Raw genomic sequence first — 13,058 nt, 5'->3', positions numbered from 1 at the left:
CTTCTTACTTCTGCTCTTGAGCTGGAGGCACGTCAGTCGCTGGAGTAGCCGACTTTTGCTCTTGAAGCACCGGGACATCATCAGAAGCCGGTTTTGCTTTTGGAACTTCCAACACTGCTGGATTTGGGAGACCTACTTGAGTCAGCACATGAGCTTTCTCTTTAGCAAAGTAACCTAACCCCAAGCTGGTTATGAAGAAACCGGCGGCAAGTATAGCAGTAAACTTACTAAGAAAGGTAGAGGAACCTTGGCTTCCGAACACAGTATTTGAAGCACCTGCCCCGAAAGACGCACCAGCGTCCGCACCTTTACCCTGCTGCAGCAAAACCAGAGCAACTACGCCCAGTGCACCCAGCAGATGAAAAACAACGATGACTGTTTCCAGCATTTTTTCAGTTTCCCGCGGCGCGACAAATCGCACCGAACTCATCTGCATTCAGGGAAGCTCCACCAATGAGCCCCCCATCGATATCCGGCATGCCGAACAGTTCGACCGCATTGGCCGCCTTCACGCTGCCGCCGTATAGAAGCCGCACACCTCGTGCGACTTCAGAATTCTCTGCCGCCAACTGCGCGCGGATGGCTGCGTGCACATCCTGCGCCTGTTGCGGCGAAGCAGTCAGCCCGGTGCCAATGGCCCAGACCGGCTCGTAAGCAATTACTGCATTTGCAAAGGCACCGACTCCCAGCTCCTCGATGATGCTGCCCAGCTGACGCCCGACAACCTCAAGAGTTTTACCCGACTCACGCTGCTCAAGGGTCTCCCCTATGCACAACACCGGAATCAAGCCGCAAGCCTGTGCCGCCGCGAATTTGCGATTGAGTGTCCCATCGCGCTCACCCATGATCTGGCGACGCTCGGAGTGCCCAACAAGCACCAGGGAACAACCCGCATCAACCAACTGACTCGGTGCAATCTCACCGGTCAATGCACCTTGCATGGATTCCACCGCAGAGTTCTGCGCGCCGACCTGAATCGACTTGCCTTTCAAGCCATCAATCACTTGATTGATATACAAGCAAGGCGGGAATACCGCGACATCAACACCGCCAGGCAAGGCCAAATGACGAAGGCCGTTGATCAGCTCAGCGACACTGGCGCGGGTACCGTGCATCTTCCAGTTACCAGCTACCATAGTGCGACGCATGCTGTACCTCGTCGGTCAAAGTGGGCGCAGATGTTACCCAACCACATCATCACTGGCAAGCCGAATTCAGGCGCAAACTTCAGTTACCAGTTTTGCCAGCTCTTCGGCATAGCCGCGAACCTGTGTTTCGTCCTCGCCTTCGACCATTACGCGCACCAAAGGCTCGGTGCCCGACTTGCGCAGCAAGACCCGGCCACGGCCCGCCATGGCCACAGTGACGCGCTCGCTGGCCTCTTTGACGGCCGGATGCTCGATAGGGTTATCACCGCCCGCAAAGCGCACGTTCAGCAGTACCTGCGGGCACTTGCGAAGCGCCTGGCGTGCCTGGGCGAGGCTTTCTTCGCGACGACGCAGCGCCAACAGCACCTGCAGCGCCGCAATGATCGCATCGCCGGTAGTCGTGTGCTGGAAGCAGACGACATGCCCGGAGTTTTCGCCACCCACCTGCCAATTGCGCTCCAGCAGCTCAGCGATCACGTAGCGGTCACCGACATTGGCGCGCACAAACGGAATGCCCAGATCTGCCAGGGCCAGTTCCAGGCCGAGATTACTCATCAGGGTGCCGACGACACCGCCTTGCAGCTTGTTACGTTCGTGCAAATCACGGGCGATGATGAACAACAGGTCGTCGCCATCAACAATTGCACCGGTGTGATCGACCATCAATACCCGATCGCCATCGCCATCAAACGCGATGCCCAGGTCAGCATGTTCGGCCAGGACCGCTGCCTGCAACTGGCCCATATGGGTGGAGCCGCAGTTGTCGTTGATATTCAAGCCATTGGGCTGGGCCGACAGCACGGTCACCTGCGCGCCCAACTCTTTGAACACGCTTGGCGCAACCTTGTAGGTCGCGCCGTGCGCACAGTCGATGACGACTTTCAGCCCCGCAAAATTGGTACTGCTCGGCACGCTGCTTTTGCAGAACTCGATGTAACGGCCGGAAGCGTCGTTAATCCGCGACACCTTGCCCAGCTTGCTCGATTCGACGACGGTCATCGGCGCATCCAGCAACTCTTCGATCATGTGCTCGATCTCGTCCGGCAGCTTGGTGCCCTGGCCCGAGAAGAACTTGATGCCGTTGTCATCGTGAGGATTGTGCGAAGCGCTGATCACGATACCGGCTTCAGCGTGAAAGGTACGCGTCAGGTAAGCGATCGCCGGCGTAGGCATCGGCCCCAGCAGCATCACATCAGCACCGGCGGCGGACAACCCAGCCTCCAGCGCGGACTCAAACATGTAACCCGAGATACGGGTGTCCTTGCCCACCAGGATGCGACACGCACCCATGCTGCGGAACGCCATACCGGCGGCCCAACCCAACTTGAGCATGAAATCTGGGGTAATCGGGAATTCGCCGACCCGACCGCGGATGCCATCGGTGCCAAAATATTTTTTAGTCATAAGTGCTCCATCATTCTTATTCGGCTGATTCAACCGCTGCGATCATTCGCACGACATCGACCGTCTCGGCCACGTCATGCACGCGCAAGATACGCGCGCCTTTGACTACGGCAAGTGCCGCGAGTGCCAGGCCGCCATGCAGCCGCTCACCCACCGGACGATTCAACGCCAGACCTATCATGCTCTTGCGCGAAACCCCAACCAAAAGGGGCCGACCAAGGGCATGCAGGGATTCCATATGCTTGAACAGGCTCAAATTGTGCTGCAGGGTCTTGGCAAAACCAAATCCCGGATCAAGGATGATCCGCTCGGGGGCAATCCCCACAGCAGCGCATTGAGCCATGCGTTCGGCTAGAAAGCCTTTCACTTCACCGACCAGATTGTCGTAATGCGGATCGTCCTGCATCGTGCCCGGCTCACCAAGCATGTGCATCAGGCAAACGGGCAGACCCGTGGCGGCGGCCGCATCAAGGGCGCCGTCGCGCTGCAGAGAACGCACATCGTTGATCAACCCCGCGCCAAGTCGCGCAGTTTCGCGCATGACGGCAGGAGTCGAGGTGTCGACAGAGATGATGACGTCCAACTCTCGATGGATGCGCTCGACAATCGGCGCAACCCGTTCCAACTCCTCCAGAGGAGAAACCGCGCGCGCACCAGGACGAGTCGATTCACCACCGACGTCTATCAGGGTCGCCCCGGCAGCCACCATCGCTTCCGCATGACGCAACGCAGCATCCAGCTGACTGAAGCGGCCACCGTCGGAAAAGGAATCAGGGGTTACATTAAGAATGCCCATAACGTGTGTATGGGCCAAATCAAGAACCCGGCTGCCGCAAGGCAACCGGGTCGAGGACAACGCAGAAGTCATTTCAAACCTTAATGGTCAGCAGCCGGGCCGCCGATCGGGGTTTCAGGGCGTTCGTTCTGTACCACCGGCGGCGTGCCCGAAGTACCCGACCCCCCTTCCCAATCGCGAGGCTCACGAGGCGTACGACCGGCCATGATGTCGTCGATCTGCTCGGCATCAATGGTCTCGTACTTCATCAGGGCATCAGCCATGGCGTCGAGCTTGTCACGGTTGTCGGTAAGGATCTGCTTGGCCGTGCCGTAGCACTGATCAATGATGCTGCGCACTTCCGAGTCGATCAGCTTGGCCGTCTCGCCGGAGAAGCTCGCAGCTTGACCGCCACCACCGCGACCCAGGAACACTTCGCCTTCTTCCTCGGCGTACATCAAAGGACCAAGCTTTTCCGACAGACCCCATTTGGTGACCATGTTCCGTGCAATCTGGCTGGCACGCATGATGTCGTTGGACGCACCGGTAGTCACACCGTCGAAGCCCAGGGTCATCTCTTCAGCGATCCGGCCGCCATACAGCGAACAGATCTGGCTGATCAGCGCACGCTTGGAGAGGCTGTAGCGATCCTCTTCCGGCAGGAACATGGTGACGCCCAGCGCCCGACCACGTGGAATGATCGACACTTTGTAGACCGGGTCATGCTCAGGCACAACGCGACCAACAATGGCGTGACCCGCTTCGTGATAAGCGGTGTTCTGCTTCTCTTTCTCGGACATGACCATGGATTTGCGCTCGGCGCCCATCATGATCTTGTCTTTCGCCAGCTCAAACTCTTTCATTTCAACGATGCGCTTGCCGGTACGGGCAGCGAACAGCGAAGCTTCGTTCACCAGGTTGGCAAGGTCGGCACCGGAGAAGCCTGGAGTACCGCGGGCAATCACGGCCGGAGCCACGTCGTCACCCATTGGCACTTTGCGCATGTGCACTTTCAGAATCTGTTCGCGACCACGAATGTCCGGCAGACCCACCACAACCTGACGGTCAAAACGGCCCGGACGCAGCAGCGCAGGGTCAAGCACGTCAGGACGGTTGGTCGCAGCGATCACGATGATGCCGTCATTCATTTCAAAGCCGTCCATCTCAACCAGCAACTGGTTGAGAGTCTGCTCACGCTCATCATGACCGCCGCCCATGCCAGCGCCACGATGGCGACCAACGGCGTCGATTTCATCGATGAAGATGATGCATGGCGCGTGCTTCTTGGCCTGCTCGAACATATCGCGAACACGGCTGGCACCCACACCGACGAACATTTCGACAAAGTCGGAACCGGAAATGGTGAAAAACGGCACCTTGGCTTCCCCCGCAATGGCCTTCGCCAACAGGGTTTTACCGGTACCTGGCGGGCCAACCATCAGCACGCCGCGAGGAATACGACCACCCAGGCGCTGGAACTTGCCTGGATCGCGCAGGAATTCAACCAGCTCGCCTACTTCTTCCTTGGCTTCGTCGCAACCGGCGACGTCAGCCAGGGTGGTTTTCACCTGATCTTCGGAAAGCAGGCGTGCCTTGCTCTTGCCGAAGCTCATCGGCCCGCCCTTGCCTCCCGCACCACCTTGCATCTGGCGCATGAAGAACATGAACACGGCGATAATCACCAATATCGGGAAGCTGGCCACCAGCAACTGGGTCCAGATGCTCTGCTGCTCAGGCTGCTTGCCTTCAACAACCACGTGGTTATCCACCAGGTCGCCGATCAGGCCATTGTCCTGGATTGCCGGACGGATGGTCTTGAAGCTGTCACCATCGTTGCGCTTGCCGGTAATCACGTAGCCATCAACTGCTACGCGCTCGACCTTGCCATCCTTAACTTGCTGGATGAAGTCGGAATAGTTGAGGGTCTGCGGCTCGTTAGGGCTGGAGAAGTTGTTCATCACCGTCACGAGGACAGCCGCGATGATCAACCACAGGATCAGATTCTTTGCCATATCGTTCAATTAACTACCCTCTGAAGCAAGCTCCGCTACTGGCGCGTGCTTCGCATGATATTCACCGGCCTAACTTACTACATTACCTACAACTCTGGCAGGCGCCGTCTGTAACCCTTTGTGAAACTTTGACTACACAATATTCGTAAAGCTTCGTGACGAAAGCGATATAAAAAAACCTATCGACTCCGTCAAATTTCTCAAAAACGCTCTTCACTGGCAGCGCCTTCAATGCCACGGAAACCGCGACCCAGCAAATACTGCTCGCGAGACCTGTCCCGGGAAGAGTCAGGCTTGCGTGTCTGTACCTTGTCGAACAGCTTGCGGATGTTCTTGTGATACTCGTCGAAGCCTTCACCCTGGAAGACCTTGACCAGAAAGTCACCACCCGGACGTAGTACCCGTCCCGCCAGATCCAATGCCAATTCACAGAGGAACATGGCCCGCGGCATATCAACAGCGGGTAATCCACTCATATTGGGGGCCATATCGGAAATCACAAGGTCTACCTGCGAATTTCCGACCGCCTCCAGGATCTGTGCCAACACTTCATCCTGGGTAAAATCGCCGTGAACAAAGGTCACATCCGGGATGCTGTCCATTTCCAGGATGTCGGAAGCGATCAAACGACCTTGCCCACCAATCAGACGACTGGTCACCTGGGACCAGCCACCCGGGGCGGCACCAAGGTCGATAACGCTCATGCCAGGACGGATCAACTTGTCCTTTTCCTGAATCTCCAGCAGCTTGTAGCTGGCCCGGGAACGGTAGCCATCCTTTTGCGCCATTTTGACGTAAGGGTCGTTGAAATGCTCTTGCAGCCACTTAAGGCTAGTTTTGGAACGGGCCACGGGCCACCTCGAAAATAAAACGGGTCGTGATTAACTGGGCGGTCCCGGACTCGCTCGGGTAAACTGGCCGCCGCTTTTTACAAGATCAGACGCAGGGGTCAGATTATGCCGCTCACTCAAGAGCAGAAGAAACAGTACAAATCCATTGGCCACCATCTGAAACCAGTTTTGATTGTGGCAGACAACGGTTTGACTGAAGGTGTGTTAGCCGAACTTGAACGCGCATTGGGCGATCATGAGCTGATTAAGATCAAGGTCAGCATCCTTGATCGCGAGGCGCGCCTGGCAGCCATTGCAGAACTGTGCAAGGTTGGCAAAGCGGACCTGGTTCAGGTCATCGGCAAGATGGCGCTGCTGTATCGCAAGAACTTCAGCGTCAACAAGCAATTGTCGAACGTACACCGCTTCAAGTGAAACAAGGGTCACGGGCGTGCTTCGCGCGCCCTGCCACTCCATCCTGGCGCCGGCTGTACAACCAGCACCAACCCGGAAAACCCTAGCACAAGATAGCTGAACAACTGCCAGCGCAACGCTTCCGGCAGAAAGATGCGCACCACGCAAAACATCGCGCACGCATACAGCGCCATCAACAGCAGTTGCCCGCGAATATCCCGCCACAAACTCCCCAAGCCTTCGGCCTTGATCAGCACCAGCGCTTGAAGCGTCACGCACGCCGCTGCAAAACCCACCAGCAACGCACTTAATAATCCGCCGACCTCATCGATCAGCAACGGTGCCAGGCCAATCAGGCCCAGCGCCGGCAGTACACCAATATGTAACAGCCATAGGCCGCCAACCCAAAGCATCTGGGCAAACTGCCAAAGCATGGCGCCCGCATGAAGCGGGCGCCGTCTTTCAGATGTGACGAACTTCGACAATCTCGTACTCGATCACGCCACCAGGCGTCTTGACGGCCACCACATCGCCCTCTTCCTTGGCAATCAAGGCGCGGGCCAGCGGCGAACCGACAGAGATCTTGCCGAGTTTGAAGTCGGCCTCGTCCTCACCCACGATGTGGTAAACCACGCTTTCGTCAGTCTCGACGTTGGCGATTTCCACGGTGGTGCCGAAAATCACCTTGCCAGTCTTCGGGATGGTGGTGACGTCGATAACCACCGAGTTCTGCAGGCGGCCTTCGATATCACGGATCCGCGCCTCGACCATACCTTGCTGCTCGCGGGCAGCATGGTATTCGGCGTTTTCCTTCAGGTCACCCAATTCCCGGGCCGTACCGATGTCCTGGCTCAGCTTCGGACGGACGACCTTGGTCAGGTGGGCGTGCTCTTCTTCCAGGGCTTTTGCGCCCTGGACGGTCATTGGGTATTTGATCATGCCTTCAATCCTGCGTGTAGATCCTGCAAGCGGCGTACGGTTTTTTCAGGACCGAACTTGAGCGCTTCGCAGATAGCTTCGCCAGCAGCAATGGTGGTGGTGCAGTAGATCTTGTGCTGCAAGGCGTTACGACGAATGGAGTAGGAGTCCGCGATCGACTGGCGACCTTCGGTGGTGTTGATGATCAGGGTGACTTCGTCATTCTTGATCATGTCGACCACGTGCGGACGGCCTTCCGTCACCTTGTTCACGCGACGTACTTTCAGGCCGGCAGCCTCGATCAGCTTGGCGGTCCCGGCAGTAGCCACGACTTCGAAGCCCAAGTTGATCAGATCACGGGCCACGCCTGCAACCAGTGGCTTGTCATCATCACGCACGCTGATGAACGCAGTACCGCCGGTCGGCAGCACTTCGCTGGCGCCCATCTGGGCCTTGGCGAACGCTTCACCGAAGGTATCGCCCACGCCCATCACTTCACCAGTGGACTTCATCTCTGGGCCCAGGATCGGGTCCACGCCAGGGAATTTGGCGAATGGGAACACCGCCTCTTTCACACTGTAGAAGTTCGGAATGATTTCCTTGGTGAAGCCGATTTCCTTCAGGGTCTTACCGGCCATCACACGAGCGGCAATCATCGCCAGGGAAACACCGATGCACTTGGAAACAAATGGCACGGTACGCGAAGCGCGCGGGTTGACCTCGATGACGTAGATGTCTTCGCCTTGCAGCGCCAACTGTACGTTCATCAGGCCTACCACACCCAGTTCCAGGGCCATTTTCTTGACCTGTTCGCGCATCTCGTCCTGGATGTGCGCCGGCAGCGAGTAAGGCGGCAGCGAGCAAGCGGAGTCACCGGAGTGAACGCCAGCCTGTTCGATGTGCTGCATGATCGCGCCGATCACGACGTCGGTGCCGTCGCAGACCGCATCCACGTCCATCTCGATGGCGCAGTTGAGGAAGTGGTCCAGCAGCACCGGGCTGTCGTTGGACACTTTCACCGCGTCACGCAGGTAACGCTTGAGCTCTTCTTCTTCGTAGACGATTTCCATCGCCCGGCCGCCCAATACGTAGGACGGACGCACCACCAGCGGGTAACCAATCTTGCTGGCTGCGCGGATCGCTTCGTCTTCGCTGCGCACGGTGGCGTTTGGCGGCTGACGCAGGTTCAGGCGCTCAACCATCTGCTGGAAGCGCTCACGGTCTTCGGCACGGTCGATAGCGTCAGGGCTGGTACCGATGATCGGCACGCCAGCAGCTTCGAGTGCGCGAGCCAGTTTCAACGGGGTTTGGCCGCCGTACTGGACGATCACGCCTTTTGGCTTCTCGACGCGACAGATTTCCAGTACGTCTTCCAGCGTTACCGGCTCGAAGTACAGACGGTCGGACGTGTCGTAGTCGGTGGAAACAGTTTCCGGGTTGCAGTTGACCATGATGGTCTCGTACCCGTCTTCGCGCAGGGCGAGAGCGGCGTGTACGCAGCAATAATCGAACTCGATGCCTTGGCCGATACGGTTTGGACCGCCACCCAGGATCATGATTTTGTCGCGGCCCGACGGCGCGGCTTCGCACTCTTCCTCGTAGGTGGAGTACATATACGCGGTGTCGGTGGCGAACTCGGCCGCGCAGGTATCAACGCGCTTGTAGACCGGGAAGATATCCAGCTTGTGGCGATGCGTGCGCAGGTTCTTCTCGGTCACACCCAGCAGCTTGGCCAGGCGCATGTCGGAGAAGCCTTTGCGCTTGAGGCGGAACATCAGGTCGCGATCGATAGAGGACAGACCCAGGGTCTTGACCTTCTCTTCTTCCTTGATCAGATCTTCGATCTGCACCAGGAACCACGGGTCGATCATGTTCATGCCGAAGATGTCTTCGACGGTCATGCCGGCGCGGAAAGCATCGGCCACGTACCAGATACGCTCGGCACCCGGCACGGTCAGCTCGCGCTTGAGCACGCTCATGCTTTCCGGGTTGCTCAGGTCGAGCTTCTCGTCCAGGCCGCAAACACCTACTTCCAGGCCACGCAGGGCTTTCTGCAAGGACTCCTGGAAGGTCCGGCCGATGGCCATGACTTCACCGACCGACTTCATCTGCGTGGTCAGGCGGGCGTCGGCTTTCGGGAATTTCTCGAAAGCAAAGCGTGGCAGCTTGGTGACGACGTAGTCGATCGACGGCTCGAAGGATGCAGGTGTTGCGCCGCCAGTGATTTCGTTCTGCAGCTCGTCCAGTGTGTAACCGATCGCCAGCTTGGCAGCGATGCGCGCAATCGGGAAGCCGGTAGCTTTCGATGCCAGCGCCGAAGAACGCGATACACGCGGGTTCATCTCGATCACAACCATGCGGCCAGTGTCCGGGCAGATGCCGAACTGGACGTTGGAGCCACCGGTTTCCACGCCGATCTCACGCAGCACCGCCAAAGAGGCGTTACGCATGATCTGGTATTCCTTGTCCGTCAGGGTCTGTGCAGGCGCAACGGTGATCGAGTCACCGGTGTGCACGCCCATCGGGTCAAAGTTTTCGATGGAGCAAACGATGATGCAGTTGTCCTTCTTATCGCGGACAACCTCCATCTCATATTCTTTCCAGCCGATCAGGGATTCGTCGATCAGCAGCTCTTTGGTCGGAGACAGGTCCAGGCCGCGGGCGCAGATTTCTTCGAACTCTTCACGGTTGTAAGCGATACCGCCGCCGGTGCCGCCCATGGTGAAGGACGGACGGATGATGCACGGGAAGCCCAGACGTTCCAGGACCGCATTGGCCTCTTCCATGCTGTGGGCGATACCCGAGCGCGGGCAGTCAAGGCCGATGGATTTCATCGCCTTGTCGAAACGCGAGCGGTCTTCAGCCTTGTCGATGGTGTCGGCATTGGCGCCGATCATCTCTACGCCGAACTTCTCCAGGACGCCTTCGCGCTCCAGGTCCAGTGCGCAGTTCAGGGCGGTCTGGCCACCCATGGTTGGCAGCAGCGCGTCCGGACGCTCTTTCTCGATGATCTTGGCAACGGTCTGCCACTTGATCGGCTCGATGTAGGTGGCGTCGGCCATGTCCGGGTCGGTCATGATGGTGGCCGGGTTGGAGTTCACCAGGATGACGCGGTAGCCCTCTTCGCGCAGGGCTTTGCAGGCCTGGGCGCCGGAGTAGTCGAATTCGCAGGCCTGGCCGATCACGATCGGGCCAGCGCCGAGAATCAGGATGCTTTTTATGTCTGTACGTTTTGGCATGGGTTTGTCACTCAAATCCGCAGGTCAGTCGGCAAGCCGTCTTGAACAATCTTTGAAGAGCCTGAGGGGGCCGCCGGTTTCCCGGGCCACCCTCAGGCCGCTCAGTTAGCGTCGCTTGGCCATCTCATTGATGAAACGGTCGAACAGCGGCGCTACGTCGTTCGGGCCCGGGCTTGCTTCAGGGTGGCCCTGGAAGCTGAACGCGCTCTTGTCGGTGCGCTCGATGCCTTGCAGGGAACCGTCGAACAGCGACTTGTGAATCGCCCGGACGTTGCCCGGCAGAGTCGCTTCATCCACCGCAAAACCGTGGTTCTGGCTGGTGATCATTACGACGCCAGTGTCCAGATCCTGCACAGGGTGGTTGGCACCGTGGTGGCCGTGACCCATTTTCAGGGTCTTGGCGCCGGAGGCCAGGGCCAACAGTTGGTGGCCGAGGCAGATGCCGAATACCGGGATCTCGGTTTCCAGCACTTCCTTGATCGCCTTGATGGCGTAGTCGCAAGGCTCAGGGTCACCCGGGCCGTTGGACAGGAACACGCCATCCGGCTGCAGGGCCAGCACATCGCTGGCCGGGGCTTGCGCAGGCACCACGGTCACGCGGCAACCGCGCTCGACCAGCATGCGCAGGATGTTGTGCTTGATACCGTAGTCGTAGGCCACGACGTGGTAAGGCAACTCGGAAGCTTCGATAGTCGCGTGGCTGTCGGTCTTCAAGTCCCAGACAGTGGAGCGCCACTCGTACTGTTCCTTGGTGCTGACGACTTTCGCCAGGTCCATGCCTTTCAGGCCAGGGAAACCTTGGGCCGCTGCAATCGCCGCTTCTTCGGAGATGTTGTCACCGGCCATGATGCAGCCGTTCTGCGAACCTTTTTCACGCAGGATGCGTGTCAGGCGACGCGTATCGATACCGGCGATCGCCACAACGTTGTTGGCTTTCAGGTAATCGGACAGGGACATCGTGTTACGCCAGTTGCTCGCAACCAGTGGCAGGTCACGAATTACCAGACCCGCCGACCAGACACGATCAGACTCGGCGTCTTCCGGTGTAGTACCGGTGTTACCGATGTGCGGATAGGTCAGGGTAACGATCTGTTGGGCGTAGGAAGGATCGGTAAGGATTTCCTGATAGCCGGTCATGGCGGTGTTGAACACCACCTCTCCAACGGTCTGACCGTCGGCTCCAATGGCTTCGCCGCGAAAAATGCTGCCATCAGCAAGGGCGAGTATGGCTGGCTTAGTCAAGAAGACCTCCCGTAAATAAAGCCTGAAAGGGCGATCGCAGGTTGTAAAAAAGCGGAGTGACGTATGGACACGTCACCCCGCTTCTTCACCGAATTATTCTGCGCGCTTTTAGTGGACACACTAAAGCTGTAGCTTACAGAAAAAGGCTTTTTTGGTCCACCGCTAATGAGCCTTAAAGGCAGGGGAATGCGACAGGACGTCGCCTAGCGGGTAAAAACGGGGCCCTAGAATAGTCCTGAGGCCCCGTTTTAGCTACTTCTTAATGCAGATCCAGCACGTCACGCATGTCGTAAAGGGCCGGCGTACGACCCTCCAGCCAAAGGGCCGCACGTACGGCACCCTTGGCGAATGTCATGCGGCTCGACGCCTTGTGAGTAATCTCAAGACGCTCGCCCTCGGTTGCGAACAGCACCGTGTGGTCGCCCACCACGTCACCGCCGCGAACAGTGGCAAAGCCGATGGTGTCGTGAGCACGAGCGCCAGTGTGGCCTTCACGACCATACACCGCGACCTTCGACAGATCCCGCCCAAGGGCATCGGCAATCGCCTCGCCCATGCGCAACGCCGTACCCGACGGCGCATCGATCTTGTGCCGGTGATGAGTCTCGATGATCTCGATGTCAGCCTCATCACCCATCACCCGCGCCGCCATGTCGAGCAGCTTCAGCGACAGGTTGACGCCGACACTGAAGTTGGCCGCGAACACGATAGGAATGTCCTTGCCCGCCTCCACCAGCAGTTGCTTCTGCTCGGCATTCAGGCCGGTCGTACCGATCACCATGGCCTTGCCCGCCTTGCGGCAGAACGCCAGATTCTTCAGCATCACTTCCGGCAGGGTAAAGTCGATCAGCACGTCGAACTCGTCGGCGACCTGCTCCAGGTTGCCGCACAACGAAACACCGATCCGCCCCAGGGACGCCAACTCACCCGCATCTGCACCAATCAAGGTGCTGCCGGGACGAACAATCGCCGCTGTCAGCCCGGACGCCGGCGAGCGCGCCTGTACGGCCTCGACCAGGGTCTTGCCCATGCGCCCGGCAGCGCCCATCACCGCGATACGTCGCATACTCAATTCC

The 13,058-nt window shown here is 58.4% G+C and carries 12 protein-coding genes; 1 reads left to right on the top strand and 11 read right to left on the bottom strand.

Going from position 1 to position 13,058, the window contains the following annotated elements; all coding sequences use genetic code 11:
* Nucleotides 1–4: 4 nt before the first annotated feature.
* The 6 genes from secG to rlmE all read right to left on the bottom strand — a co-directional run bounded on the left by secG (nucleotide 5) and on the right by rlmE (nucleotide 6,190).
* A complete protein-coding gene (gene secG, locus MUM_RS0122500) occupies nucleotides 5–388 on the bottom strand; it encodes a preprotein translocase subunit SecG (RefSeq protein WP_026078118.1) in 384 nt (127 codons plus the stop codon).
* 4 nt (nucleotides 389–392) lie between these two features.
* Nucleotides 393–1,148 carry a triose-phosphate isomerase gene (tpiA, locus tag MUM_RS0122495; RefSeq protein ID WP_010174326.1) on the bottom strand — a complete coding sequence of 252 codons (756 nt, stop codon included), beginning with the start codon at nucleotides 1,146–1,148 and terminating at the stop codon, nucleotides 393–395.
* A 66-nt stretch (nucleotides 1,149–1,214) separates the two neighbouring features.
* Nucleotides 1,215–2,552, bottom strand: coding sequence for a phosphoglucosamine mutase (gene glmM / locus MUM_RS0122490; protein ID WP_010174324.1), 1,338 nt, complete (start codon nucleotides 2,550–2,552; stop codon nucleotides 1,215–1,217).
* A 16-nt stretch (nucleotides 2,553–2,568) separates the two neighbouring features.
* Entirely contained in the window at nucleotides 2,569–3,420 is an 852-nt protein-coding gene (folP, locus tag MUM_RS0122485; protein WP_010174322.1) for a dihydropteroate synthase, read from the bottom strand.
* Between the two features lie 8 nt (nucleotides 3,421–3,428).
* On the bottom strand, nucleotides 3,429–5,339 hold the full coding sequence (gene ftsH, locus MUM_RS0122480) for an ATP-dependent zinc metalloprotease FtsH (protein ID WP_010174320.1): 1,911 nt from the start codon (nucleotides 5,337–5,339) through the stop codon (nucleotides 3,429–3,431).
* A gap of 200 nt (nucleotides 5,340–5,539) precedes the next feature.
* Nucleotides 5,540–6,190 (bottom strand): 23S rRNA (uridine(2552)-2'-O)-methyltransferase RlmE, encoded by a 651-nt coding sequence (gene rlmE, locus MUM_RS0122475; protein WP_003212203.1) that lies wholly within the window; start codon nucleotides 6,188–6,190, stop codon nucleotides 5,540–5,542.
* A 105-nt stretch (nucleotides 6,191–6,295) separates the two neighbouring features.
* Here rlmE and MUM_RS0122470 point away from each other — a divergent pair, with 105 nt between their 5' ends.
* Nucleotides 6,296–6,604, top strand: coding sequence for a YhbY family RNA-binding protein (locus tag MUM_RS0122470; protein ID WP_010174318.1), 309 nt, complete (start codon nucleotides 6,296–6,298; stop codon nucleotides 6,602–6,604).
* Nucleotides 6,605–6,612: 8 nt separating this feature from the next.
* On the opposite strand, the gene MUM_RS0122465 is transcribed toward MUM_RS0122470, so the two are convergent.
* From MUM_RS0122465 to dapB, 5 genes are all read right to left on the bottom strand, one after another.
* Nucleotides 6,613–7,017 carry a hypothetical protein gene (locus tag MUM_RS0122465; protein WP_010174315.1) on the bottom strand — a complete coding sequence of 135 codons (405 nt, stop codon included), beginning with the start codon at nucleotides 7,015–7,017 and terminating at the stop codon, nucleotides 6,613–6,615.
* A 28-nt stretch (nucleotides 7,018–7,045) separates the two neighbouring features.
* Nucleotides 7,046–7,522, bottom strand: a complete 477-nt coding sequence (gene greA, locus MUM_RS0122460; protein WP_010174313.1) for a transcription elongation factor GreA — start codon at nucleotides 7,520–7,522, stop codon at nucleotides 7,046–7,048.
* Nucleotides 7,519–10,740, bottom strand: coding sequence for a carbamoyl-phosphate synthase large subunit (gene carB, locus MUM_RS0122455; RefSeq protein ID WP_010174311.1), 3,222 nt, complete (start codon nucleotides 10,738–10,740; stop codon nucleotides 7,519–7,521). The genes greA and carB overlap by 4 nt, the downstream gene beginning before the upstream one ends.
* Nucleotides 10,741–10,845: 105 nt before the next feature.
* Complete coding sequence (gene carA / locus MUM_RS0122450; RefSeq protein ID WP_010174309.1) at nucleotides 10,846–11,982, bottom strand: glutamine-hydrolyzing carbamoyl-phosphate synthase small subunit; 1,137 nt, start codon at nucleotides 11,980–11,982, stop codon at nucleotides 10,846–10,848.
* 259 nt (nucleotides 11,983–12,241) lie between these two features.
* The gene (gene dapB / locus MUM_RS0122445; protein ID WP_010174307.1) at nucleotides 12,242–13,048 is read right to left on the bottom strand and encodes a 4-hydroxy-tetrahydrodipicolinate reductase; all 807 of its coding nucleotides are present in this window, start codon (nucleotides 13,046–13,048) and stop codon (nucleotides 12,242–12,244) included.
* Between the last annotated feature and the right edge of the window lie 10 nt (nucleotides 13,049–13,058).

The sequence above is a fragment of the Pseudomonas sp. PAMC 25886 genome (assembly GCF_000242655.1).
Lineage (GTDB): Bacteria > Pseudomonadota > Gammaproteobacteria > Pseudomonadales > Pseudomonadaceae > Aquipseudomonas.
The sequence above is the reverse complement of the archived record's forward strand: the minus strand, read 5'-3'. Positions and strand labels throughout refer to the sequence as shown.